Source organism: Pseudoalteromonas sp. NH0006-46, from assembly GCF_057547735.1.
Window position 1 is genome coordinate 111,174 of the sequence record NZ_BAAJML010000011.1, and the last position, 26,221, is coordinate 137,394.

At 40.7% G+C, this 26,221-nt stretch carries 24 protein-coding genes; 11 read left to right on the forward strand and 13 right to left on the reverse strand.

Annotation, left to right across the window (positions count from 1 at the left end; genetic code table 11):
* Nucleotides 1–69: 69 nt before the first annotated feature.
* Together AC27I2_RS17585 and AC27I2_RS17590 are read right to left on the reverse strand one after the other, a co-directional pair.
* The gene (locus AC27I2_RS17585; protein WP_487205026.1) at nucleotides 70–2,130 is read right to left on the reverse strand and encodes a glycoside hydrolase family 31 protein; all 2,061 of its coding nucleotides are present in this window, start codon (nucleotides 2,128–2,130) and stop codon (nucleotides 70–72) included.
* 106 nt (nucleotides 2,131–2,236) lie between these two features.
* Entirely contained in the window at nucleotides 2,237–3,004 is a 768-nt protein-coding gene (locus AC27I2_RS17590; protein ID WP_487205027.1) for a sulfite exporter TauE/SafE family protein, read from the reverse strand.
* A 170-nt stretch (nucleotides 3,005–3,174) separates the two neighbouring features.
* Between AC27I2_RS17590 and AC27I2_RS17595 the strand changes: the two genes are divergently transcribed.
* The 8 genes from AC27I2_RS17595 to AC27I2_RS17630 all read left to right on the forward strand — a co-directional run bounded on the left by AC27I2_RS17595 (nucleotide 3,175) and on the right by AC27I2_RS17630 (nucleotide 9,485).
* Nucleotides 3,175–3,924, forward strand: coding sequence for a GntR family transcriptional regulator (locus AC27I2_RS17595; protein ID WP_058551183.1), 750 nt, complete (start codon nucleotides 3,175–3,177; stop codon nucleotides 3,922–3,924).
* Between the two features lie 214 nt (nucleotides 3,925–4,138).
* On the forward strand, nucleotides 4,139–5,101 hold the full coding sequence (locus AC27I2_RS17600) for an aldo/keto reductase (RefSeq protein WP_487205028.1): 963 nt from the start codon (nucleotides 4,139–4,141) through the stop codon (nucleotides 5,099–5,101).
* 9 nt (nucleotides 5,102–5,110) lie between these two features.
* Nucleotides 5,111–6,106, forward strand: a complete 996-nt coding sequence (locus AC27I2_RS17605; RefSeq protein WP_058551181.1) for a TauD/TfdA family dioxygenase — start codon at nucleotides 5,111–5,113, stop codon at nucleotides 6,104–6,106.
* Nucleotides 6,106–7,110, forward strand: a complete 1,005-nt coding sequence (locus tag AC27I2_RS17610) for a YeiH family protein (RefSeq protein WP_058551180.1) — start codon at nucleotides 6,106–6,108, stop codon at nucleotides 7,108–7,110. The genes AC27I2_RS17605 and AC27I2_RS17610 overlap by 1 nt, the downstream gene beginning before the upstream one ends.
* A gap of 292 nt (nucleotides 7,111–7,402) precedes the next feature.
* On the forward strand, nucleotides 7,403–7,612 hold the full coding sequence (locus AC27I2_RS17615; protein ID WP_006792548.1) for a cold-shock protein: 210 nt from the start codon (nucleotides 7,403–7,405) through the stop codon (nucleotides 7,610–7,612).
* Between the two features lie 187 nt (nucleotides 7,613–7,799).
* On the forward strand, nucleotides 7,800–8,009 hold the full coding sequence (locus AC27I2_RS17620) for a cold-shock protein (RefSeq protein ID WP_006792549.1): 210 nt from the start codon (nucleotides 7,800–7,802) through the stop codon (nucleotides 8,007–8,009).
* A gap of 161 nt (nucleotides 8,010–8,170) precedes the next feature.
* Nucleotides 8,171–8,416 carry a DUF3297 family protein gene (locus tag AC27I2_RS17625; RefSeq protein ID WP_006792550.1) on the forward strand — a complete coding sequence of 82 codons (246 nt, stop codon included), beginning with the start codon at nucleotides 8,171–8,173 and terminating at the stop codon, nucleotides 8,414–8,416.
* 166 nt (nucleotides 8,417–8,582) lie between these two features.
* Nucleotides 8,583–9,485, forward strand: a complete 903-nt coding sequence (locus AC27I2_RS17630; RefSeq protein WP_487205029.1) for a homocysteine S-methyltransferase family protein — start codon at nucleotides 8,583–8,585, stop codon at nucleotides 9,483–9,485.
* A gap of 17 nt (nucleotides 9,486–9,502) precedes the next feature.
* Here the strand turns inward: AC27I2_RS17630 and AC27I2_RS17635 are convergent, their stop codons facing one another.
* The 3 genes from AC27I2_RS17635 to AC27I2_RS17645 all read right to left on the reverse strand — a co-directional run bounded on the left by AC27I2_RS17635 (nucleotide 9,503) and on the right by AC27I2_RS17645 (nucleotide 11,370).
* Complete coding sequence (locus tag AC27I2_RS17635) at nucleotides 9,503–10,327, reverse strand: alpha/beta hydrolase (RefSeq protein ID WP_487205030.1); 825 nt, start codon at nucleotides 10,325–10,327, stop codon at nucleotides 9,503–9,505.
* A 129-nt stretch (nucleotides 10,328–10,456) separates the two neighbouring features.
* Nucleotides 10,457–10,876 (reverse strand): MerC domain-containing protein, encoded by a 420-nt coding sequence (locus AC27I2_RS17640; protein WP_487205031.1) that lies wholly within the window; start codon nucleotides 10,874–10,876, stop codon nucleotides 10,457–10,459.
* Between the two features lie 8 nt (nucleotides 10,877–10,884).
* On the reverse strand, nucleotides 10,885–11,370 hold the full coding sequence (locus AC27I2_RS17645; protein WP_487205032.1) for a Fur family transcriptional regulator: 486 nt from the start codon (nucleotides 11,368–11,370) through the stop codon (nucleotides 10,885–10,887).
* A gap of 156 nt (nucleotides 11,371–11,526) precedes the next feature.
* Between AC27I2_RS17645 and AC27I2_RS17650 the strand changes: the two genes are divergently transcribed.
* Both AC27I2_RS17650 and AC27I2_RS17655 read left to right on the forward strand, forming a co-directional pair.
* A complete protein-coding gene (locus AC27I2_RS17650) occupies nucleotides 11,527–13,926 on the forward strand; it encodes a TonB-dependent receptor (RefSeq protein ID WP_487205033.1) in 2,400 nt (799 codons plus the stop codon).
* Between the two features lie 32 nt (nucleotides 13,927–13,958).
* On the forward strand, nucleotides 13,959–15,362 hold the full coding sequence (locus AC27I2_RS17655) for a 5-methyltetrahydrofolate--homocysteine methyltransferase (RefSeq protein ID WP_487205034.1): 1,404 nt from the start codon (nucleotides 13,959–13,961) through the stop codon (nucleotides 15,360–15,362).
* Between the two features lie 125 nt (nucleotides 15,363–15,487).
* Here AC27I2_RS17655 and AC27I2_RS17660 read toward each other — a convergent pair whose 3' ends face one another.
* The 8 genes from AC27I2_RS17660 to AC27I2_RS17695 all read right to left on the reverse strand — a co-directional run bounded on the left by AC27I2_RS17660 (nucleotide 15,488) and on the right by AC27I2_RS17695 (nucleotide 25,341).
* The gene (locus tag AC27I2_RS17660) at nucleotides 15,488–16,333 is read right to left on the reverse strand and encodes an alpha/beta hydrolase (protein WP_487205035.1); all 846 of its coding nucleotides are present in this window, start codon (nucleotides 16,331–16,333) and stop codon (nucleotides 15,488–15,490) included.
* A gap of 1 nt (nucleotide 16,334) precedes the next feature.
* Complete coding sequence (locus tag AC27I2_RS17665; protein WP_138528181.1) at nucleotides 16,335–17,231, reverse strand: acyl-CoA desaturase; 897 nt, start codon at nucleotides 17,229–17,231, stop codon at nucleotides 16,335–16,337.
* Nucleotides 17,232–17,238: 7 nt separating this feature from the next.
* The gene (locus tag AC27I2_RS17670; RefSeq protein WP_487205036.1) at nucleotides 17,239–18,087 is read right to left on the reverse strand and encodes a hypothetical protein; all 849 of its coding nucleotides are present in this window, start codon (nucleotides 18,085–18,087) and stop codon (nucleotides 17,239–17,241) included.
* A gap of 344 nt (nucleotides 18,088–18,431) precedes the next feature.
* Nucleotides 18,432–19,739, reverse strand: coding sequence for a DEAD/DEAH box helicase (locus AC27I2_RS17675; RefSeq protein WP_487205037.1), 1,308 nt, complete (start codon nucleotides 19,737–19,739; stop codon nucleotides 18,432–18,434).
* 186 nt (nucleotides 19,740–19,925) lie between these two features.
* A complete protein-coding gene (locus AC27I2_RS17680; RefSeq protein ID WP_487205038.1) occupies nucleotides 19,926–21,308 on the reverse strand; it encodes a KAP family P-loop NTPase fold protein in 1,383 nt (460 codons plus the stop codon).
* 88 nt (nucleotides 21,309–21,396) lie between these two features.
* Entirely contained in the window at nucleotides 21,397–22,599 is a 1,203-nt protein-coding gene (locus tag AC27I2_RS17685; RefSeq protein ID WP_487205039.1) for an alpha/beta hydrolase-fold protein, read from the reverse strand.
* 110 nt (nucleotides 22,600–22,709) lie between these two features.
* A complete protein-coding gene (gene glmS / locus AC27I2_RS17690) occupies nucleotides 22,710–24,530 on the reverse strand; it encodes a glutamine--fructose-6-phosphate transaminase (isomerizing) (RefSeq protein WP_487205040.1) in 1,821 nt (606 codons plus the stop codon).
* Nucleotides 24,531–24,576: 46 nt separating this feature from the next.
* Nucleotides 24,577–25,341, reverse strand: a complete 765-nt coding sequence (locus AC27I2_RS17695; RefSeq protein WP_487205041.1) for a DeoR/GlpR family DNA-binding transcription regulator — start codon at nucleotides 25,339–25,341, stop codon at nucleotides 24,577–24,579.
* A gap of 153 nt (nucleotides 25,342–25,494) precedes the next feature.
* Here AC27I2_RS17695 and AC27I2_RS17700 point away from each other — a divergent pair, with 153 nt between their 5' ends.
* Complete coding sequence (locus AC27I2_RS17700; protein ID WP_487205042.1) at nucleotides 25,495–26,022, forward strand: sugar O-acetyltransferase; 528 nt, start codon at nucleotides 25,495–25,497, stop codon at nucleotides 26,020–26,022.
* The last annotated feature ends 199 nt before the right edge of the window (nucleotides 26,023–26,221 follow it).

Below are 26,221 nucleotides of genomic sequence, written 5' to 3' on the forward strand. Positions count from 1 at the left end.
AAAGTAAGCTAATATCTTTATTATTGTGTGTGTTACGTGGTGTTGTGTGTGTTTGCTATTTACCGAGTTTTATTTTGGCCATGCTGTTAGCTGGCTCATATTTTGTTCTGTGTGTTGAACATCTGGGCCTAGCATGAGCGTATCGCCTTTACGAACAAACACGGCCATTTGTGTAAGCTCAAGTGTGTCTTCGTAGTATTTACCGCCTTGGTACGTTTGTGCATCAGGGAAGCGCACCCACTCGCCCTGTGGCAAATAAAATTTAACTTTACCGTTTGGTACAACACATGGCACCACAAGGGCCTTTTCGCCGCACATAAATTGCTGATCAAAACTATGTGCCAGTACGTCATCAGGAAATGCCAGTGCCATAGCACGCTGAATAGGCAGCCCTGTTTGCTGCGCTTGCTCTGCACATGTTTGTAAATACGGAATTAACTGATAGCGTAATTTAAGCGCTGCAAATACCGCATCGCTTGCTTGCTCGGTGTATGACCATGGTTCGCGTGGGCCAATACCATGTAAGCGCATATGCGCACTAAATACCGACGCTTGCGCCCAGCGTACATAAAGCTCTGCATCACGGGTGTCTTTGTAAAAACCGCCAATGTCGGTTGCAAAAAATGGCCCGCCCGACATGCCCCACGCTAAGCTGCCGCGAATGCTCGCTGCTAAACCTTGCCAATCGGCCTGCGGGTCGCCGCCCCATTGTGCAGGGAACCGTTGGCTACCCGTCCATGCAGATCGGCTAAACAAAAATGGCCCTGTTTTACAGTATTTTTCGGCGGCTTCATAAACGCAGCGGTTGTACAGCATGCTATAAACGTTGTGTAATCTTATGCCGCTGTCGCCACTGTGCGATACCATATTTTCGTCTTCTAGCTGTTCGCCAAAGTCTGCTTTTATCATATCTACGCCAAGCTCAAACAGCGGCCTGTGCGATTCTAGCCAGTATTGGTAAGCGTCGGGGTGAGTAAAATCTAAAATACCCGACTCTGGTAATGGTGTAAGTACTTCGCCAAATGGGCTTAAATCCCACTCGTATTGATACGCTTTACCTGTGCGTTTGTCTTTTATTAACCAACCGTTTTCGGCCGCTTTAGCAAATAATGGGTTGTTTACCGAGATCATCGGGTATTCCCACACACAAATTTTAAAATCCATGGCTTTGAGTTCATCAAGCACAGGTTTTGGGTCGGCGTAACGTGTTGGGTCCCATTCAAAGGCAAAGCGGGTGTCGGTGTCTTGCCATGCACGGCCATCGAGGGTAATTACATCGCACGGCATGTTTTTAGCGCGTACTTCGCGGGCGACACTTAATAGCTCGTCGGCGTCTTTGTAATATGCTTTTGATAAAATAACCCCAAAGCTCCACTGCGGTGGTACCGGTGCAAAACCGGTTAGTTCGCAGTAGCGATTAATACTTTGTGCAGGCGTTTGCTCTTGATATAAAAAGGCATCTAGCGCGTCGTCTTCTACTAAGCACACATAAGCACGTTGCGACCAAAGCGCGTAACCTACACCATGTGTAACAGGCGCTGGCGTGTGTACAAATAAGTTCCAACCCTCTGGGCTCCAGGCGTATGGCGTATTTTTATATGATTTTTCGGCATTTACGCCCAATGCATCGTGATTGTATGAGCGAATAAGTTGGCCGCGTTTATCAAGCTTGCCCCACTTTTCGCCAAGGCCGTATACGGCTTCGTCGTAATTAAGCTCTAGGCTTAAAATCCAGCCGTTATCGGTTTTAGCCAATGGTGGTAAACGATGCTGGCGCACAAAGTGGCCATCGGTTGCTGATTGCTGTACTAATTTATCGTTTTTATAAAGCTTAAAATGAAATGGGTCGCTGTAAAAATTTAAGCGGTAATCGCCGGCAGTGACTTCAAAGCCTTGGTCTAATCTATTAAGTAATAGCGGTAACTCATTAGGAGTGGCATTGAGTATATTAAACGCGTGATCTTGCGTTATGCCTGCATTTAAACGTAAACCAAACTGGCTTATTGTTACGCTTACCTCACCAAATTGAGTCGGTAAAATCAGCACATGACCTTGTAATACAGGCTCTTCAATTAAGCGTGCTGGTTCTATTGCGTTCCAGTCTGGCTCACGTAATTCAAATGCATTCATGGGAGTTCCTTACCAACTATAGTCTTGTATAAGACACAAGTTAAATAATTGTGATCCCTATGTCAATGTAAATAAACTTAACTTTAATTAATTAACAGCCCTCACTTTAGACTAGGGCAGGCACAGAGGTAGCCACCAGCGATATACCACTTACACCCAGTAACGTTATAGCAATAATACGTATCCATTTTGCATCTACGTATGGGGTTAATCGTCTTGAAAAATGAGTCACGAGTAATACTAAAGGAATCGCAGCCGCAATTAAAAACATAATATCAAGATTGGGTAAGGTGCCAAATAAAGCAATGCCCACTCGTACTATGCCACCAATGGTAAACACTGCAAGTAACGTACTACGAACAGCCTCAATAGACCAAGCTTGTTTGTAGCACTGAAAAACAAGCGGTGGTCCCGACGTTGAAAACAATCCGCCCAATAAACCACTTACCCCGCCTGCAATTAAAAAAGAACGGGGACGACTTTGCCTGTCGGCTCGCTTTCGTTTTATAAGCATTAAAGCGCAGCACAATAAAATACTAATACCCAATATAAAATTTAAAAACTGGGTTAAATGCGCCGACATATACTCAAGTAAAACAAACCCTAACAACATTAGTGGCATGCCCGTATACAACATGAGTTTTAGTTCAGGTACTTTTACCGCGCTGCGGTTTTTAACCACCACGGTAGTTGAATTAACAAGCCCTAATAAACTCACTAAAAACGTGGTTGCCGTTAGTGGCAATACATCTAGTAGCGTAAAACTTGCCACCACTAAAAGCCCAAAACCAAACCCACTGAGTGTTTGCAATAGTGTGGCTGCACTTAAGCAAAGCGCCATAACTAGTATAAGTTCGAATGAAATACTGAACACTTTAAATTTCCTTGGGGTGCGCTATTGTAGTGTAACGATCTGTTTTTAGGCATAATGTAAAAACAAGCTGTAATACAATAGCTCACAATTAACTGATAGCACGCAAAGATGCGCAAAAAGTACCACCTATGTTATAACTACAGGTGGATTAAATTTAACGGTAAATAACAATGAGTAACTCTATGTTTGATCACAAATTAAGTGGCCCAAGCTTGGCTTTTCAACCGCTTTACTTACAAGTGGCTGATTATATTAAACAGCTCATTGTTGAAAGACGCTGGGTACCCGGCGAAGCATTACCTAGCGAGTTTCGCCTTGCTGAAGAATTTAATGTAAGCCAAGGCACAGTTCGTAAAGCGCTCAACTTACTAACCGACGATAAAATAGTCACCCGCCGACAAGGTGTAGGTACGTTTGTATCTGAGCATACCGCGCAAGACGCACTTTTTAGGTTTTTCCCACTGCAAGCCGACGGTAAAGGTGCCGATTTACCCAAGGCAGAGCTGTTATCGGTTGAGCTTTGCCCTGCACCACTCGATGTAATTGAAGCCCTGCAACTTAATAAAAAAGACAAAGTCACTAAGCTTGTGCGTAGGCGTATTCTTGATAACGAATTTTGTATGAGCGAAACTATATACCTTCCACAAAGCTACTTTCCTGATATACATCAAAGTAGTGATATTCCGCATACATTGTACCATTACTATCAAACTAAATTTAATCAAACCGTACATAAAACCCAAGACAGTATTAAAGCGGTATTAGCCGATGAAACCGATGCAAAAATGCTCGCAATTAAAACTGGCGATCCACTGTTATTAGTGTCGCGCATTACAGAATCGATTGAAGGTAAACGTATTGAATATCGCCAAAGCAAGTGCAGAAGCGATCATTACCACTACCAAATTGAACTTGATTAATTCACCGCGCTTAATCGCTAATTATTCATATTAGCGCACACTTATTAAATATTTTTTAAAGGCAGCAATCGCTGCCTTTTTGCTACCTGCAGCTTTTTTAACCCGTTGTTTTAGCGCATAGCGTTAAGCACAGTGTTGACACTGTTAGATTCGTATAATAACTTATGTCTTATACAAGACCAAAGTCATTATGCAATTTTAACAGGAATTCCCAATGAGTTCATTAAATAACATCCCGCCAGTCGGGTTCGGTTTATGGAAAGTAGCACAAGAAGATTGCGCGCAAACGGTGTATCAAGCCATTAAAGCGGGTTATCGCCATCTTGATTGTGCCGCAGACTACGGTAACGAAGAACAGGTTGGCGATGGCATAGCACAAGCAATTAACGACGGTCTTTGTACGCGAGAAGAGTTATGGATAACGTCAAAACTTTGGAATACCTTTCATGCGCCAGAGCATGTAGAGCTAGCCATTGATAAAACACTCAGCGATTTAAAGCTCGATTACCTTGACTTATATTTAATTCACTTTCCGATTGCGCAAACGTTTGTACCTATTGAAACACGCTATCCTCCAGAGTGGTTTGTAAATCCAGATGACCAAAACCCACACATGGAGTTGGCAAAAATACCCCTACATTTAACGTGGCAAGCAATGGAAGAACAAGTACATAACAACAAAGCAAAACGCATTGGTGTATGTAACTACTCAAGCGCATTACTTCACGATTTAATGACCTACGCCACCATTAAACCCGCTATGCTGCAAATTGAATCGCACCCTTACTTAACGCAAGAGCGCTTAGTAAGGCTTGCAAAACAGTACGACATTCCAGTAACCGCCTTTTCACCGCTGGGTGCGCTTTCGTACCTTGAGCTTGAAATGGCTGATCAAACAGAGTCTGTTCTTGAGCAAAGCGTAGTTAAAGCTGCGGCGCACAACCATGGCAAAACACCCGCACAAGTTGTGCTGCGCTGGGGCGTGCAACGCGGCACTGCCATCATCCCTAAAACATCAAAACTTGAACGCATGACAGAAAACCTATCGCTATTTGATTTTGAGCTCAATAAACAAGAAATGGCCGATATTTCTGCACTTAATATTAACCGCCGCTTTAACGACCCAGGTCATTTTTGTGAAGCTGCGTTTAACCGTTTTCACCCTATTTACGATTAGGAAAATACCATGTCAGCTACCGAACTTAACTACGCCGCAGTGCCTACTCAATTAACCTTTGATGACTCGGTTTTTCCGTGCATTGTGGTTAATAATAATAACGCCAGCACCGTTGAAGAGGCGGTGGCTTTCATTCGAGCAAATAAACCTGAGCTAGAAACCAAACTGCGTAGCTCAGGTGCAGTGCTGTTTCGTGGCTTTCCGATTAATAGCGCTGAAACCTTTGATACATTTTCAGCAGGGTTTGACTACGATAACTTCACTTATCAAGAGTCGTTATCTAACGCGGTACGTATTAATTTTACCGAGCGTGTATTTACTGCTAACGAAGCACCCAAAGATGTCGAGATTTACCTTCATCACGAAATGGCGCAAACACCTATTTCACCAAGTAAGCTGTTCTTTTTTTGTAAATCGGCAGCAGAGAAAGGCGGCGCGACACCGCTTTGCCGCTCAGATAAATTATTTAGCGCTTTAAAGCAATTTGATAGCCAATTAGCCGATGACTTTGAACAAAAAGGCTTAAAGTACACCACTTACATGCCTGCAGCCGACGATGCAACATCGGGCCAAGGCCGCAGTTGGAAAAGTACACTCAGCGTACAAAATAAAGACGAAGCGCACAGCAAACTTACCGAGTTAGGCTACGAGTGGGAGTGGCTAGAAGATGGCTCTTTAAAAGCAATTACCCCGGTATTACCTGCGGTAGTTACCCTTGAAAATGGCGTACAGGTTTTTTATAACCAACTTATTGCTGCTTACATGGGTTGGAAGGGCGTGCGCGAAAACCCATCGGTTGCCATTACTTTTGGCGATGGCAGTGCGATTCCTAAAGCAGGGCTTGATAAAATTGTTGAGCTATCAAAAGAGTTTACCTTTGACTTAGCCTGGCAAGATGGCGATGTAGCACTGGTTGATAACGAAATGGCTATGCATGGCCGCCGCCCATTTACTGGCGAGCGAAAGCGCCAAGTGCTTGTTGCATTAACTGCAGCTAACGCCTAATGCTGCGAGTAAGCAATGCGTTAAAAGCGTATGTATCGCCACTTTGGCAAGGCGCAAGTATTGCAGCAATGACGGGGCTTGCAGCCTTATTTTTAAGTGAACATTACGGCGCACCCGCTATGTTGTTTGCTTTATTGCTAGGTATGGCGGTATCGTTTTTGTATCAAAGTGACAGCCCTTGCGCAAAAGGGATCGACTTTACCGGCTCTACCATTTTGCGAGTCGGTATTGTGTTACTGGGCACGCGTATTGCCTTAGGTGATTTAATTACACTGGGTTGGCAAACCGCGCTTATGCTAGCAGGTGCTATATTCACCACTATTATTTTAGGGGTAATACTTGCCCGCGTGTTTGGCCTGCAAAAACGCTTTGGTGCTTTAACTGGCGGTTCTGTGGCTATTTGCGGGGCATCGGCTGCATTAGCTATTTCGTCAATTATGCCCAACAGCGAACACAAAGAGCGCGACACCTTGCTCACCGTTATTGGTGTAACGGCTATGTCGACCATTGCTATGATTCTCTACCCAATTATTGTTAATTACCTAGAATTTGATGCTCACAACGCAGGGGTATTTTTAGGCGGCACCATACACGATGTAGCCCAAGTTGTGGGTGCGGGCTATTCGGTATCGCCAGAAACCGGAGACATTGCCACGCTAACTAAACTTGTGCGCGTTGCTATGTTACTGCCTGTCGTACTTATTATGATGGTTATAATTAATCGCTCTAGTCAAAGCAATAAAGGCGACCTACCTAAAGTGCCTGGCTTTTTAATTGGCTTTGTTATTTTAATGGTAATTAATAGCTGTTTTTCGCTGCCGAACGTATTACTCGAAAGCGCTAATGAACTGTCAAAATTCTTTTTAATTACCGCTATTGCCGCCATTGGCATGAAAACGAACTTAGGAAAGCTCACCGAGGTGGGCATAAAACCCATTATTTTAATTGTGGCTGAAACCGTGTGGATTGCGTTATTAATACTGGGCTTCATATTCTTTAACTAGCTGAATAAGCAAGTTTTTAACCATAAAAATTACGTTTAACATACACCATGCCAAACACGGCTTTTTGATTTAATTTATTTTGAGGCTAAAAAATAAAATAACAATAAAGCTTGGTGTATTATCAAACATGCTGTTATCCTGCTCGGCATCGGGTTGATGAAAACCCAGTTTATTTGTAAGTACCTCGTTGATATTAGTAATAATCCTTCGCGTTATCCTCAGTTAAATGCACGTTTTCTTCCTGTTAAATTGCCTATTTAGGGCACACTTTTATTTATTTTTAGGATCTATTATGTCTAATACAACAACTGGTACAGTTAAATTTTTTAATGAAGCAAAAGGTTTTGGTTTTATCGAGCAAGAGTCTGGCCCTGATGTGTTTGCACATTTCAGCGCAATCTCTGGCGACGGTTTTAAAACCCTTGCTGAAGGCCAACGTGTACAGTTTACTGTTACTCAAGGTCAAAAAGGCCCACAGGCTGAGAACATTGTTAGCATCTAATTGCTAAACAATTAAATGGGTTAGCAATAACCCATTTTGAATACTAGTTTGAAAGAAGTTTTGTTTTATTTGTTAGTACCCCGTTGTTTTAGTAATAATCCTGCGCGTTATCCTCAAGTTAACTATTTTTTCCGGCTCAATCGCCTCTTTTCAGGCACACTTATATTAATTTTTTAGGATACATATTATGTCTACTACAACTACTGGTTCAGTAAAATGGTTTAACGAAGCAAAAGGTTTTGGTTTTATCGAGCAAGAGTCTGGCCCTGATGTGTTTGCACATTTTAGCGCAATCTCTGGCGACGGTTTTAAAACCCTTGCTGAAGGCCAACGTGTACAGTTTACTGTTACTCAAGGTCAAAAAGGCCCACAAGCTGAGAACATTGTTAGCATTTAACATGTTTTAAATAAATGCGTTTTTTAACGCATTTATTACTCCCTTAGTTACCTTCTATCAGTATTACTAAATCCCCTTCAAACATTTATTTCAGTCTTGCTTGAGCATAACTCCTGTATTGCCTACAATAGCGCACAATATATTCTATGCAGATCCCTATTATGACTGATACAAATAAACCTGAATTACCTGATCAACTTTCTATTAATCCACGCAGCAAATTTTATGTAGAAGAAGTTTTTGAACATGAAATTGGTATTACACTTAACGGCAAAGAACGTTTTGACGTTGAAGAGTACAGCATTAGCGAAGGTTGGATTAAAGTAGCAGCACCTAAAGCGTTAGATCGCCGCGGCCAGCCATTACTTATGAAAGTAAAAGGCAAGGTAGAAGCGTTTTACAAATAAGTTAAACCTTATTTAAAAGTAAGCGACTCCTTTGGGCAGTCGCTTTTTTTGTATCTATTAAAAAGTATTGAGCTTTTTTCATGTTAAACCTGATGAAGTTTCACTATATTTTTAAGCAAAACATGTTTGAATAACGCCATATTATATAGAACAGCGGAAGCTTATTATGAATAAAGTAATTATTTTAGATGGTGGCATGGGGCGCGAACTTAAGCGCATTGGTGCTCCGTTTACGCAACCCCTTTGGAGTGCACAAGCACTTATAGAAGCGCCACACTTTGTCACTCAAGCACACACTGGGTTTATAGACGCTGGTGCTGAAGTAATTACTGTAAATAGTTACGCATGTGTACCGTTTCATTTGGGCGAAGCGCTTTATAATTCACAAGGTGCCGCGCTTGCTAATCAAGCTGCAATCATTGCAAAAAAAGCAGCTCAAAGTGCACAGCAAAATGTAATGGTAGCAGGTTCGCTTCCGCCGGTATTTGGCTCTTACCGCCCCGAGCTATTTGAACCTAAACGTGGTTTTACTATTTTAAATACACTTTATGACGCACAAAACGAGCATGTAGACTTATGGATTGGCGAAACTATTTCAAGCATTGAAGAAGCACATGCAATGGCAAGTGTACTTAAAAATTCAAACAAGCCATGCTATTACGGATTTACTTTAAATGATGAAGTTAGCGAACAAGCAACCCTGCGCTCAGGTGAATTAGTAACTGACGCCATAACAGAACTACTTGAATACAATATTGCTGGTATTTTATTTAATTGCTCGATCCCCGAAGTAATAGAACAAGCCTTGGTAGATACTAATAAGGTCGTGTCGAAACTTAATAAAACCGTGGTGTTGGGCGCCTTTGCAAACGGCTTTACACCTATTGCCCATGACTATCAAGCCAATCAGGGCTCGCAAGCGTATCGCGATATTTCACCTTCAGAATACCTAGACTTTGCAAAAAAATGGCACAACCTAGGCGCAAGTATTATTGGCGGCTGCTGTGGTATAGGCCCAGAATTTATTGAAGTACTGGTAAGCTGGAAAAATGAACTCAAAAACACTTAGCGTTATTGGTTGTGATTTTATTGCAACCAATCAAGCCCTTGTATTGCTGTAGTAGGAAATGCTGTTGCATGGCTAGCGCCCTCAATAACCACACTTTTTAATTGTATATTGTCACTGTTGAGTGCATTAATTTTTTGTTCCAATTGCTTGGCACCCTCAACCATATTTTGTCCTTCACCAAAGGCTGGGGTTTCCATTGCCCCTACCGATATAAAAACTTTTATAGGCACTTTAGGCTTATTTGCTTGTAGCGCTAAGACTGCGTTGCTATCAAACCAAACAGACGGGCTACCAATAATATAATGGCTAAATAAATCGGGCTCTGTAAATAAAATAGTGGCACCTAATAAGCCGCCTAGCGAATTACCTATGTAGGTTTTTTGTGTGTGACTGGCGCGGTAGTTTTGCTCAATATAAGGAAACACAGTGTTTTTAATAAACTGAATATGGCCTTGCGCATTACCTGTTTGTTTTTTCCAATCTTTTGCAAAGGTAGGTGTGTAGTCTCTTATTCGACTAGCTGATCCAATAGAGCCTTTTTCGTAACCTATGGCGACAATAATCGCCTGCTGCATTTTTCCGGTGTTCATAGGAAATCGTGTTGCCCCTGCCACTATAGGAAACGTGTACGGCGCATCGGTTAAGTAAATAACGGGATATGTTTTATTTAGCTTATTTTTATATGACTTAGGCAATTGAATGTAAACAGGATAAGCGCGCTTACTGGACAGTTCGGTTAGTTGAATAACGCTACTTCTAGGAATTTCGTAAGGCGTATTTGCACTTAATTTAAAACACATGAAAGCGAAAAGTAATACTAAAGATTTTAAAGCAGTATTCACTATATTAATTAACCTAAGCCAATATTAAATGACTACTTTAACTCACTTTTAGCCTTAGGCTATTAAAAAATAAACACTAAGACTTAAAAAGGCAGTGCTACATGTTAGTTGTTTGTAGCACTGATAACGCTAAGCGGCTTGAGTGCTTGAGCATGGGCAATTATCGTCACTTTTTTTAAGGCACTGTTGGTAATTAAACCAGTGAGCAACAGCTACAAATGCCGAACCAAGGAGAGTAAAGCCTTTTTCACCTACCTCGCCAAAAAGCGACTCCCCTAAAGTCACAGCAACCAGCATTAATGTAATACCCACTGCGCCAAAGGAGATATAACGCAAACGTTTATGCTTTTTACAACCTAGGCTCAACGCAAGTAAACTTGTAGGTATAACAGCAACTAAAATCCAAAAGTGAAATTGCTCACTATTAAGCTCAAGCGCACCAATACTAGGTAGTAGCGATAATAAAATAGGCGTTGCAAAACAGTGCACTGTGCACAATACAGAAAGCCCTATAGCAAGCCTGTCCATTACACTTTGATTTGATCTCATTTCTAATCTCACTTTTCTATTAACTCTGATGTACTGTGCTGGCACTCGTCGCACGTCCCCGATATCTCGAGTTGCGAAGTGCTTGGTGCAAAACCAGTTGCTTGTACTTTCTTGAATAACGACCTTACTAATTCATCTGTTTCATTTATTTCACTTACGGTGTGACACGAATTACAAATTAAAAATATTGATAACTGGTGATGACAACCGCCATCAGCATGACTGCAAGGCATATATTTATTTTCAGACTTCAATCGGTGTACTAAATTAACCGACTCCAATACATTTAAAATTCGATAAACAGACATCGCAACAATTGAAGAGTCCATTATTTTATTAAACTGATTTTTTACTTCGTAAGCTGATAAAGGTTTATTTGCATTTAGTAAAATTTCTAATACTTGCTGACGCTTTTTTGTTAGCTTTTTATCAACGTTTTCACACTGTGTATTTGCAAATTGAATTGTTTTTTGAATTTGCTGCTGATTCATCATTCCCTCTAATCTAACCCCAATATGCTTAAGCTCTTTTTACTTCTCTGGTAATAACCCTAATTACATACTGTGCGTAATTTTAACCAAATCAACTATTGATATAATATAACATATACAGCACAATTGATATAATATAACATCTTACAAGGTAGTCAAATGAAAAGTAGATCACAATTAGCTGTTCTCATTGCAGCTTTATTACCTGCAAGTGTGCTTGCATCCACAATTGAAGGCGTTGTTTTAAACAACAAAGGGAAAGTAGTTACCAATGCAACGGTAGAAGTTGAAGGCTCAGACCTTAAAGTAACCACCAACGAAAACGGTAAATTTGTAATAGCAGAGCTAAGCAATGGCTTAAAAGAGCTTCATATTGTGGCGCCAGGTTATGCCCACCTTCATCGCGATATAACAATAACAAACGATGAAAGCCAATCGGTTACGTTTAATTTAAAGCGCTCGCCTATTGAAGTTATTGATATTGAAGCAACCCCTATTCATATGTCGGCAATGGAATCTGCCTCACCTGTTAGTGTGTTATCTGGCGAACAACTAAGACGCCAACAAGCTGCAACCCTTGGCGATAGCCTTGAAAAACTCCCAGGTGTTAATACCAACTTTCACGGTAAAGTAGCCAGTACACCAATTATTCGTGGTTTAAGCGGCCCGCGTGTACTTATTACTCAAAATGGCCTTGATGTAAGTGATGTGTCGCGCGTTGGCCCCGATCATTCTGTTGCATCAGAAGCGTCTACCGCAAAACAAATTGAAGTATTACGCGGCCCTGCAACACTGTTTTATGGCAGTGGCGCCATTGGTGGCGTAGTAAATGTGGTAGATAACCGCGTACCAACCGACAGTACAACACGCGGCGAGTGGAACGTAGAGCATAACTCTGCTGATAACCAAAAAGTGGCCTCGTTTAATGCCACCACAGGCACAGACTCGGTAGCTTTTTATGCCGACGCGTTTTGGCGTGAAGCCGATGACTACGAGGTACCTGTAGCCGCAGATATAGATAGCGACGGTGAAGATCATCGTGGCGATTACAAAGTTGAAAACAGTAATGAAGAGTCTGACGGTTTTACTGTTGGCACTAGCTATTTAATGGATAACGGCTTTATTGGCTTAGCAGTAGAGCAATTTAATCGTCAATACGGTATTCCGGGCCATACGCACGGTGATGAAGAGGAAGAGCACAGCGACGAAGAAGAAAGCGTATTTGCTGATTTAGAGCAAACTAAAGTGCAATTATTAGGTGAGTACAACCTAGATAATAAATGGCTAAACAAAGTAAACCTGCGCGTTGGCCACACCGACTACGAACACGCTGAAATTGAAGGTCGCGCTGTAGGCACCACATTTAAAAACGAAACAAACGAATTTCGTATAGACCTACTACATAACCAATTTAACGACTGGAATGGCGGCATTAGCTTTCATTACAAACAAAGCGATGTAGAAGCACAAGGTGAAGAGGCCTTTACTCCTCCATCAGAAACCGAAAGCTTTGCTGTAGCGCTAATGGAAGAAAGGCACTTTGGTGATTTTTTAGTGCAGCTAGGTGGGCGTATTGAGCGTGTAACAATTGAAGCAGGCGACGTATTACTGCCAAATATTGACGCTCATGCACACGATGAAGTAGAAGAGCATGATCACGACCACGAAGAAAGCGCAGAAACCACTCGTGTATTTGACGTAGAGCATGAATTTACGCCAATCAGCTTATCGGCAGGCATAGTGTGGGATTTTACACCTAACTATAATTTAGGACTTTCTGTATCGCGCTCTGAACGTGCACCGTCTGCTTCTGAGTTATTATCGTTTGGGCCGCACATTGGTACTGGCACTTACGAAGTAGGCGCACTATTTGATTTAGATGAAGCCGGCCATTTAGATTTATCTAGTCAAACAATTGACTTAGAAACAGCCAATAATATCGATTTAACCCTGCGTAAAACACAAGGTAATGTTGGCTTTATTTTAAATGCCTTTTACAACCAAGTAGATAATTACTATTACCAAATAGACACCGGTTTATTCGCTGAAAGTGGTCACGACCATGGCGATGAAGAAGAAGGCGCTGACGAACACGACCATTCATCAGAACTGCCGGTTTATTTATTTAAAACAGACGATGTAATTTTACACGGGTTTGAAACGCAAATTGCGTGGCAATTAACCGATGAGTTTAAAGTAGATTTATTCTCAGATTACGTTCGTGCACGCCTTAAAGACGGCGGCGATTTACCCCGTACTCCACCACTTCGTTTTGGTAGCGAGTTAAGCTATCAAACAGATAAATTAAGTGCGCATATTCACGTTACTCGCTATCAAAAGCAAGACCGCACAGCCCCACAAGAAACAGCAACAGACGGCTACACATTGGTTGATGCAAGCATCTCTTACGACCTTTCAGTATTAAACCAAGATATGTCTGTTTACCTGCGAGGCACCAACTTAACAGATACAGAAGCACGCGTGCACAGCTCGTTTGTAAAAAATATAGCACCACGTCCAGGGCGTAGCTTTGCGCTAGGTATTCGCGGTTATTTTTAAGCATTAAAAAATTATAATTAAAGGAAATAAACATGAAAAAACTATACAAATTAAAGCTTATTGCACTGGCTATTAGCACTACATTTATTACAGCCTGTGGCGATGCCCAGACCAATATTGTAGAAAAAGACCCTATTGTTGTAGAAGACGAGCACGATCATGGCGATGGTGACGGTCACGACCACGGCGATGAATACACCATTGATTCATTAGGTAGACTTGTAGTACTTGCTGGCGATAGCAACGAAGCCAGCTTTTATGACCTAGACGACAACACTTTACTTGAAACATTTACCCTGACGAACGATTCAAACACGCTATCGTCATCACCTGATTTTCGTTATGCCGTTATTGCAAGCCGCGCACAGGACTACCTAGGCTTTATCGACGGTGGTTTATGGCGTGAAGACCATGGCGAACATTTACACGATTACAAGCAAAGCCCAGCAGCTAGCAGTTATGAGCTAACTAGTGGTAGCCGTCCAACGCACCTTGTTAAACACGATGGTAAGTTAGCCATATTTTACGATGGTAATGCAGACTCAGGCACGGTTGCCTCTGTTGAAATATTAACAGATAACGACATAACCAGCGCAACAGACACCCTTCCTGGTATTAGTTACGACATTAATATGCACGGCGTGGCAGAACCTCGTGGTGAACATTTATTATCAACACTTCGCCGTGATGACAGCGAAAGCACATCGGTTGCTAAAGTACTGCCAGACCAAGTAGGTGTTTATCATTTTCATGATGGTGAATATGAGCTTGAACAAACCTTAGAAGTTACGTGCCCTGATTTACACGGCGCGGCACAAAACCACGACTACGTGGCATTTGGCTGTAGCGATGGTGTGTTATTAGCCCACCAGCACGATGATGAATACGAAGCTGAAAAAATAGCGAACATTGCAGCCGTTGGCGATTTACGCATTGGTACTATATACGGTCATGAAGACAGTAAGACCTTTATTGGCGTTGCTTCTGGTCACAGTGGCGGCCCTGCTGTGATTGTAACTATTAACCCAGCGACAGCACAAATGGAAGAACTAGAATGGCAACTAGCCGATGGCGCAAGTGCTGTGTCGTACTCTTTTTCTGCCCATGGCGAGCACTTTTTAGTTTTAGACAGCCTAGGCTTTTTAAACGTACTTGAGGCACATGAAGACGACGGCGAAATGCACTGGGAACTTGCAGGTCAAGTTGATATTACCGAGCAAGATGTATCAACCATGCCAGAGGGCATGAGCTTTAGCATGACAGTGGCGCAAAATGGTCAGTTTGCTTATGTAGCCGACCCTATTGCTCAGCACGTTGTACAAGTACACCTTGAAGACCTAGAAATTGAAAGTGAGGTTGAGCTTACTTTTGCTCCTAGTGCAATTACTTGGCTTGGTATTGCACAAGAGGAAGAAGAAGACGATCACGACCACTAAGTTAATAAAAGCTCTGAGTAGCTAGCTTACTCTTTTATTGCATATTGAAAAATAAACCTATCATTAGCTTTACTAATGATAGGTTTTAAATGGTAACGTTTTCTAACGTCAGTAATTTTACAGTATTACTCACTTACAGTGCTGTATATCCAATCAAGCCCTTGTATTGCAGTAGTAGGAAATGCCGTTGCATGGCTCGCTCCTTCAATAACAACACTTTTTAATTGTATGTTGTCACTGTTAAGTCCATTAATTTTTTGTACCAATTGCTTGGCACCCTCAACCATATTTTGTCCTTCACCAAAGGCTGGGGTTTCCTTTGCTCCCACCGATATATAAACTTTTATAGGCACTTTAGGCTTATTTACTTGTAGCGCTAAGACTGCGTTGCTATCAAACCAAACAGACGGGCTACCAATAATATAATGGCTAAATAAATCGGGCTCTGTAAATAAAATAGTGGCACCTAATAAGCCGCCTAGCGAATTACCTATGTAGGTTTTGTGAGTGTGACTAGCTCGGTAGTTTTGCTCAATATAAGGAAACACAGTGTTTTTAATAAACTGAATATGGCCTTGCGCATTACCTGTTTGTTTTTTCCAATCGTTTGCAAAGGTAGGTGTGTAGTCTCTTATTCGACTAGCTGATCCAATAGAGCCTTTTTCGTAACCTATGGCGACAATAATCGCCTGCTGCATTTTTCCGGTATTCATAGGTAATCGTGTTGCCCCTGCCACTATAGGGAAGGTATACGGCGCATCGGTTAAGTAAATAACGGGATATGTTTTATTTAGCTTATTTTTATATGACTTAGGCAATTGAATGTAAACAGGATAAACGCGCTTACTAGACAGTTCGGTTAGTTGAATAACGCTACTTCTAGGAATTTCGTAAGGCGTATTTGCACTTAATTTAAAACACGTTAATACACAAAGTAATAATAACCATTTTAAAGGAGAATTAGTTTTCATATTAGGAGTCAATTCTTTTTAATTCGCTGCGCACAGGGAGGTCTTCGGGTTGGATTAAATCCCAAACCAAGCCTAGTTTTTCTAGCTTTTTAAGTACTAGCCAACCAACATCTAATTGACCTTTTTCCAATGCAAAATTGGCTGAACCAGGAAATGCGTGATGGTTGTTATGATAACTTTCACCCATTGTTAGCAACGCAGCAAAAGGGACGTTATAACCTTGAATACGCGCTTGGTTTACATGCCAATGCCTTTGACCAATATTATGTGCCAAGTAACCTATCAGCCAATGACCTATAATTGAGATGCTTACTCTCACGCATATACCCCAAATAACCCAAGATATACCTCCTAACAACAATAGTAAAAACGCTAAAGGGAGCTGTTGTAACATCCATGTTTTATCCATCCAACTATACACTCGACTTTCTATTACCTTAGTTTCTATATTAAATGTAGGTGAATTATTTAATCTAATATCGTAAAAGAGTTGCCAACAAAAGTCTTTCCACATAGGTTGCTTATGGCCAAAGTAATCATGACACGCAGGTTGTCGCTGCGCCCAGTCGCGCATATCATGGGTTTTAATCATACCAATTGGCCCAGCTAAACCCACAATGACACCTAAGTGTACAAAAAAGTATTCAAGCCAAAGCGGGCATTTATAACTCTTATGTATAAGCCTGCGATGCATACCCAATGAGTGTCCCAAACACAAAATGATGCTCGTCGTTGCAATAAATACCAGCAGCGCACTGAATGAAAATGTATACCACCCACCTAAAACGGCAGTTAATAGCATACCGCCAACCCATAACACCTTTATTGGAGATAAAACTACATCCCCGACGCTAGCATTACTTTGCTCACTAGTTATAACTCTTTCATTAGTATACATTGCGGCCCTAAGCTGTTTCAGGAATGAATAATTCACTTAAAAGCATATCTGCAGTTTGTCCAATGGCATATTTTTGAAGTGGACCAAAATACCAAGCAGGATCTAAAAATCGATAATAATAAATAGTCAGCATCACTTTTGTATTTTCATTATCTACTTTTATAAACCGGATTTCGGTCCCTTTTAGCTTTAGATAATTACTTATGTAGCTTGTATCTTCTAAAAAGGTGGTACGAATATAGTCATCTTCAACTTGAGTTAACTCAAGTTTCATATGCCCTTTGTGGGTATTTGTTACAAACCAACGATGATAAGTAAAATCAATATTATGTACATCTCCCGCCGATAATGTACCTGCATCTATATTGTTAGGCATAGGGAATAAACTTAACAGCCAATTACGCTCTATATTTAAATGCATTGGCTCAATAAGCTTATTTTTTATTTCTTCTGGGGTAACGCTGATAACTATATTTTTAGTTATTGAATATTCTCTTTCAAAGCTGGTACTTGGCACTACACCTTCAAATGCACTTAAAAAAATAACGACAGGTAAGATATGAGCGTAATGTGACCCTTTGTTTCTACTCTTTAAATAGCAGGATAGAAGCTGAAATAAGTACATAAGAAATAATACGCCAAAGTAAATGGGCATAAACATGATCACACATACAAAGCCCTCAAACAAAACAATCGACGTGCCAAACATAACAATTAACGACCACAATACTATATGTCCGTAATACCGATTTAAGCTTGGTTTTTCAGGCTTTTTAACTATGTACAGCAAAGCAACAGATACAAAAAAAGGGACGCCAACATAGAGCAAAGCGGTTCGGTCAAAGTTATAAGACATTAGTGCGCGAATGAGCAGCGAACAAACACCTATCAATAGTAGGATTGAAATATTTCTGCGCCGTTTACTTATATGACTAGGAGCTTTATTTTTCTGTGTTTTTACCATTACATACCCTGCATATTTTAATTTGCTATGAATACGTAATAATTGGCTTTATACCAAACAAACATGATCCATATGCCATTTTTATATTTCCAAAAAGCCTCTACTTAATGTGACTTGCAACCTATAAAAACCTAAATACACAGTTAAAGCAAGAAATTAAAGACAATAAAAAAGACGCGAATGCGCCTTTTTAAAAATATAATATGCTGATAATTATAAGCAATTACTATAAAACCTTACTTAGAACGATTTCGCCAACCACTCCATGCATCATCTTCTGGGTTAACTTTGTTTTTCTTCTTTTTCTTACCTGTGCCTTCAGGCTTTGCCATTGGCTTTTCGTTTTTAAGTGCAAGGGCCGCATCAAGGTTCGCTTGGTTAACCGCAAAACCGGTTACTTCTTCACGCTCTAAGCGCAGTTTGTTTTTCTTTTCGATTATTTTAAAGTGATGAAAGTCTTCATAATCAATTAACGATAATGCTAAACCCACTTCACCAGCACGGCCGCTTCGGCCAATTCGGTGCATATAATCAGCGGGGCTACGCGGTAAGTTAAAGTTAATAACAACAGGCAGTTTGGCAATATCTAAACCACGGGCTGCTATATCAGTGGCTATAAGCACTTCTATTTCGCCCACTTTAAACTTTTCGATTACGCGAGTACGCTCACTTTGACCTTTATCGCCATGGAATACTTGTGCGTTCACGCCGCGTTTTTCAAGTTTGCTTGCTAAGTGCTCACAGTCTTTTTTAGCGTTTACAAAAATAAGAGCTTGGCGCCATTTATGCGCTTTAATTAAATGCGCTAAAACCGTGGTTTTCTCACCTTTATTAACCGTAAATACGCGCTGTACTAAGGTACTTTCGTCTTTGCTTTGAACTTGTATTTCAACAGGGTTAGTTAACAACTCTTGCGTTAATTGAGTGACTTGCTCTGGGAAGGTTGCTGAAAACAACATAGTTTGTTTTTTAGCAGGCATTAACGCTAATAACTCAGCAAGCTCTTCGGTGAAGCCAAGGCTTAACATGCGGTCGGCTTCATCAAGCACTAAGGTTGTTACTTTATCGAGCTTAATAGCATTGCTTGAGATTAAATCGAGCAAACGCCCTGGCGTTGCAACAATAATATCGGCGCCGCCGCGCAGTGCCTGCATTTGTGTATTAACCGACACACCACCAAATACCGCCACCGTTTTAATTGCGCCATTAAAGTTAGCAGAATACGATTTAACGCTATCGGCCACCTGCGTAGCAAGCTCACGCGTCGGTACTAAAATAAGCCCCGTGACAAAGTTACCTTTACTCGCTGCTTTTTTAGCGCTTTGGGCTAGAAATAGGGTTTGTAGCATAGGTAAAGCAAAGGTTGCTGTTTTACCTGAGCCGGTATTTGCCCCCGCAATTAAATCGCTACCAGCAAGTACACTTGGAATCGCCTTAGCTTGAATTGGCGTAGGTTGGCTATATTCCAAATCGGTTAAACGAGCTTGTAGCTCTGGAATAAGGCCAAGATCGTTAAAGGTGCTAGGGCTTGTTGCTGAGGTCATGAATATTACGGGCTCATTGCTAAAAAAGTAGCCTGTAATTTTAGCGTATTTAGCGCTTATTAAGTAGGGATTAGTGATTTTAATGTGGTTTAGGAGCAGCTGCGCGATTCGAGCTACAAGCTCTAAGTACACTTTAGCTCTGATTATTTTTGCTCATTAATACGAAAAGGGAGTTTTCCCCTTTCTTTAAGATATAAAACGACCTGCACGCTCAACTAACTCAGGGTAATGTAATATCGAAAACTGTCGATTTTGGTTAAAGCTAAAGTTATGTAGGATCATATCGCCAAGCTCCGCTGAACATTGTTGAATTTCTGAAGATTTTGTTCCGGTTTTTCCTAGTAACTTGCTTATAATACTAATAATTTCACCTTCAAAAGCTTTCTTTGATTCCAAATTCGACTCTGGTTTATTCATTTTTCCAATAAAAATATTCCAATTTTGACTGGAACTAGAGTTAGTTTGAAATTTATCTTTCCACATTGGTATCATAATTTTATATAATTCTGGCTTACTTATTTTTAGAATAGCTAAAAATACTAACGGTAACGTATATATCCTTTCTTCAGTTGTTAGCTGAATAGCTTGTAAAACCTTAACGGCTTGTTCAATATCTCGTAAACCCGCATCACATAAAATAGCTGTTTGAGCCAGCAAATAAGCATTACCATTTTTATGCACAGCAATTAACTTATCATCATTAATAAGTTCTGTTTTCCATAAGTACTCAGAGTAAGACAAGCGATTTGGTGGTGGTAAATGATAAATTTGATCGAAAAACCTATTTAGGTATTTTTTAGATTCAAAGTCATTACCATAAATAGCTTTTATAGAATGACTTAATTGCTCGGATGCAGTAGCAACAACAAAATAAACGCGCGGTATTTGAAATAGATGTTTAATTGTCTCGAGTAGTTCAATGGCATAACTAGGCCTACATCTATCTAACTCATCTACGAATATGAAAATTGGCTTTATATCCTTACCAGCCTTTTTCGCGATCTCCCCTAAATTAGTCTTAAAAGTAACAATACTCTTTTCAATACTATCTTGATGTTCTAATGCAATATTTGTTGCTTGAGTAGTTAAACCTTCGACTAGTTTATTTATAGCTTTATTATCTACATCGGATGTTTTACTTGCTTCATCGCTGCCCAACATCAACTCGTTTATTTGATCGCGAGATAGGCCTGTCAATCTTTGTGCTATAAAAGATAAAAGCAGCGGGGCTGCGGCAAGCTTAAATTTATTCCATTTAGTTTTTTGGCTTGCGTTGGCCTTTTTACTAAAAAAAGGTTTTAACTCTTTATCGATTGCAGAAATAAAACCAAGCAAAGGGTTATCTGTAAAGTCCTTCTCCCAAGCATTAAAATAAACGACTTCGCACCCTTTTGATTTTAAATTACTTCGCCAATTTGTAAGAAAATAGGTTTTACCAAAGCCCCACTCTGCATCAATATTTAAAACAAAAGGTTCTTCTTTTTTTATTGTAAATCGATTGAGTAAATAGTCAGTTAGATATTTTGCATCTTCAACTCTATTTAACTTATCGTCATTCCATGGTGTCATTTCAGAGTTCCTGATTTTGTTTATAGCTATAATTGCCATGAAGTAATAAAAAGCTAAACTTTAATTTACACTCAAACAGTTAACTAATTTAAACCTGAGAAGGCTTTTCATCGTTAAGCTCTGCTTGCAACCTAGCTTTTGTTTCTTTTAAGTAATTTATATAAGGATATGAGTCGTCAGCAATCGCTAAAGCAGACTCCATATATTTAAGCGCTTGACGAGTATCACCCTGCATTTCATAGCCATAAGATAGGGCAGAAAGCGCATCGACTGATTTTGGATAGTTTTTTATATTGTATTTAAACACTGCAATAGCACGGTTAAATTGCTTGCTTCCCGCTAGGTTATAACCTAGTGATCTAACAGCTCGATCTGGTGGCGATATTTGCTCGCCCCATTGCTGAGATAAGTTTTGGTAATAAGCATCAATAGAGGCTACATCGTCAGTTAAATCACTTATAGGCATTTGTTTAGGCAAAAATAAGTTGTGATAGGCATTAAATGAACCAGCGGCCGAAGTCAGGTTATGCGAGACACCATCAAACGCATCACTAAAAAAGCGTAAACTTGGCAAGCTATTAGACTGCAAAGCTTGTTGCAGTTCATTGTATCGCTCACGCATTATGCCTGCTTCTTCGCCTATATTAATGTAAACATAGTTACTTAGGTCTTTTGATTTATTGATAAACGACTTAGTCGCCTTTACCGGTGCGCCATAGTTCCACCAAACCGCAGGGCTGTAAGCAATATGCGCTTGGAAAAGCTCAGGGTTAGCTTGCATAGTATAAAGTGCAAACACGCCTGCCGCAGAGGCCCCTGCGATCACATTATAATTGTGCGTACGATAACTTTTATTAATAAAGGGCATAAGCTCTTGCTCTATAAATGCTAAAAACGTTGCTGCGCCACCGCCTTCACCTACCGGGCCTTGTGGCTCTTTATTAATTGTGGGGTATAAATCTCTTAAGCGATTGGTGTTTTCAATAGCGACAATAATAACCTCTGGCGCACGGTTATCATTTTGTAAACGCTCAATAACAGCGCTGGCAAGCGGTATATTACCCGCGCCATCTAAGCGATAAATGACCGGATAAACTTTGTTTGGATTAGCTTGATAACTCTTTGGAAGCTGGACTACAACTGTGCGCTCTTCGTTTAAAACGGCTGATTTAATAGTATGTGTTTGTTGCGTATAACTAATGGTTTGCTGTTTTAAATCAGGCTCTGCAAGTGTGCCACTAGAATAAAATATAAATAAACTACATATAAAAACAGCGGTTAATAAACGCATGACTAATCCCTTAGAAAATAATAAGTTATTAAAGCTAACAGACTTTTAGGCACAAAAAAAGCGCCTTAAGCGCTTTTTTAACATTAATAAAAATCTATAACCTTTTGATTTTACTCAACAGTAACAGATTTAGCTAAGTTACGTGGTTGATCAACGTCGGTACCTTTAATTACCGCTACGTAGTACGACAGTAACTGCAATGGCAGTGTGTAAACAATTGGCGCAATAATGTCGTCAGTGTGGTTTACGTTGATTACACGCATTGTGTCGTCTGACTCAAAGTGTGAATCTTTATCTGCGAATACGTAAATAATGCCGCCACGTGCGCGTACTTCTTCTACGTTTGATTTAAGCTTTTCTAATAGCTCATTGTTTGGCGCTACAACAATAATTGGCATATCGGCATCAATAAGTGCAAGTGGGCCATGTTTAAGCTCGCCCGCTGCGTAGGCTTCTGCGTGAATGTACGAAATTTCTTTAAGTTTAAGCGCACCTTCCATTGCGATTGGGTACTGTGAACCACGACCTAAAAACAGTGAGTGGTGTTTATCGGCAAACTCTTCTGCAAGGTCTGCAATACCATCAGCTAGTAGCAATGTTTCTTCAAGCTTAGCGGGAAGTACTTTTATAGCATTTACAATGGCGCTTTGATCAAGCTGTTTTTCTTGCGCTATAGACGCAGTAAGCATTAACAAACCAACTAATTGTGTGGTAAACGCTTTAGTAGAAGCAACGCCAATTTCAGCGCCGGCTTTAGTCATAAACGCAAGGTCTGATTCGCGCACAAGCGATGAGCCCGGTACGTTACAAATGGTCATTGATGCCATGTAACCTTGCTCTTTGGCTAAGCGTAATGCCGCTAGCGTATCGGCTGTTTCACCCGATTGTGAAATAGTCACAAGTAGGCTGTTTTCGTGTACATACGATTGGCGGTAACGGAACTCAGAGGCAATCTCAACATTACAGCTAACGCCTGCAAATTGCTCAAGCCAGTAACGGGCAACCATACCTGAATGGTATGACGTACCACAGGCAATAATTTGTACGTGTTTTACGTCTTTAAATATTTGCTGAGCGCTGTCGCCAAAGGCGTCAATTGCTACGCGGTCGTCGTTTAAACGTCCTTCAAGGGTATTGCGTACCGCAAGTGGTTGCTCGTAAATTTCTTTTAGCATGTAGTGGCGGTAGTCGCCTTTGCCTGATGCGTCTTGCGTGATGTTTGATTCAATCACTTCGCGCTCTACGGCGTCGCCATTTTCATCAAAAATTTCAACTGTGTCGCGGGTAATACGGGCTACGTCGCCTTCTTCTAAAAATATAAAGCTGCGAGTAACCGGTAATAGTGCTAATTGATCAGAGGCAATAAAGTTTTCGCCAAGGCCTAAACCAATAACAAGCGGGCTACCTGAGCGCGCTACGATGATTTCGTTGTCGTTTGCTTTATCAAATACAACTGTACCAAACGCACCTTCAAATTGCTTAACCGCAGCTTGTACTGATGCAAGTAACGTAGTGTGTTGCTTACGAAGCCTATGAATTAAGTGCACCATTACTTCGGTATCGGTTTCAGATAAGAACTCGTAGCCCTCTTCTTTAAGCGATGCGCGTAGGCTTGCGTGGTTTTCAATAATACCGTTATGCACAAGTGCTAGCTGGTTGTTTGATACATGCGGGTGAGCGTTTTCTTCAGTAACGCTACCGTGTGTTGCCCAGCGTGTGTGTGCAATACCTGTATGGCCGCTAACGCCTGCTTTCTCAAGTGCAGCTTCTACGTTTACTACTTTACCTACTGCTTTCACAGTATTTAGTGTAGAGCCTTCTAAAAGTGCTACACCGGCAGAGTCGTAACCACGGTACTCAAGACGTTTAAGGCCTTCAACTAAAATTTTATTTACTGGACGTTCTGCAACTGCCCCAACTATTCCACACATAGTGTCTCCATTAATTTTTTAATTCTAGTAACTCGCTTTGTAGTTACTAATCAATAATCTCTGCACAAATTAGTTTTACACCACACGCCTCAATCGCTTTGCGTTTATCATCTGCTAAGCCAGTATCGGTTATTAAAGTGGTAACTATTTTCCACGGTAATTCTAAATTTGGTATTTTTCGGCCAATCTTATCTGATTCAACCATTACTATTACTTCACGGGCGGCCTTTGCCATTACTTGGCTTAAGCCGACTAGTTCATTAAAGGTAGTCGTGCCGCGCTTTACATCTATGCCATCTGCACCAATAAATAATTGATCGAAGTCATAAGAGCATAATACGTTTTCGGCAACTTGCCCCTGAAACGACTCAGAATGTGGATCCCATGTACCACCGGTCATTAAAAGTGTTGGCTCGTTTTCAAGTGAAAGTAAACGGCTCGCCACTTTAATCGCATTGGTCATTACAACTAACCCGCGTTTATTTGCAAGTTCTGGGATCATTGCGGCCGTAGTACGCCCGCTATCAATAATAATGCGGTTATGATCTTTTATAAGTGCAGCCGCCGCTTTTGCTATTGCGACTTTGCGCTTGGAGTCTATTTCGTCACTCACTATCTCTTTAGGCAGTGCAATAGCTCCACCGTAACGGCGCAGTAACAAGCCACTTTTTTCAAGCGCGGTTAAATCTTTTCGAATGGTTACTTCAGATGTTTGAAACTGCTCAGCAAGCTTTTCAACAGCCACTTCACCCAAATCATTTACCTGAGTTAAAATTAAGTGACGACGTTGCTGTGTGTTTCGTTTAGTCATAGAGTAATATTTTAAGTTTCGTTTCGAAAGTTATGAGATTTTAAACGAAACATAATAAATGGCAAGTGAATGAGTAAAAATAAAGCAGCTTTCAACGAGTAATAATAAAGGTAAAATAGCTTTAGCACCTTTTAACTAAACAAAGAAACCCTAATGCAGCCATTTAATAGCTTAAACAAAGAGCTTTTAGCCCTACGTAAACAAACCGGCGAAATATGCCGACTCTTTAATAAAAGCCCGAGTAAAGGCAATTTAAAACGCATTAAAGAGCTCTTCGCTCAATGCGGTGAAGGGGTAATTATAGAATCAGGTTTTCACTGCGATTATGGTAATCAAATAACTATTGGTGATCGTAGCTTCATAAATATTAACTGCACTATATTAGATGCCCCAATTAGTGAAGCTTCAATAACAATTGGTGATGACTGTTTAATTGGCCCTAATGTTCAGCTATTAGCGGTATCCCATGCTGTTAACCCTACACAGCGTCTCAATAAAGAAAACTTTGCATCACCTATCACAATAGGTAATAACGTGTGGATTGGTGCGGGAGTTATCGTTTTAGCGGGTGTTACCATTGGTGATAATGCTGTCGTGGGCGCAGGATCAGTAGTAACCAAAAGTGTGGCTCCGAACACTGTTGTTGCTGGCAATCCTGCTCGTGAAATAAGAGCATTGTAATTATTATCAATGTATTTTTAGTGTCGGGAGTCACGTTAAAATGATGCACTATCATCGCCCAATGTATTGGATAGCCAAAACACTGTTCACAAAGAGGCGCTTCGCTTAGGAGACGCTGCGCTTTAGAGAAAGAAATGCTTAATTTTACTTTTTCTATAGACGTAAAAAAGCCCGACTCTTTCGAATCGGGCTTTCTTGT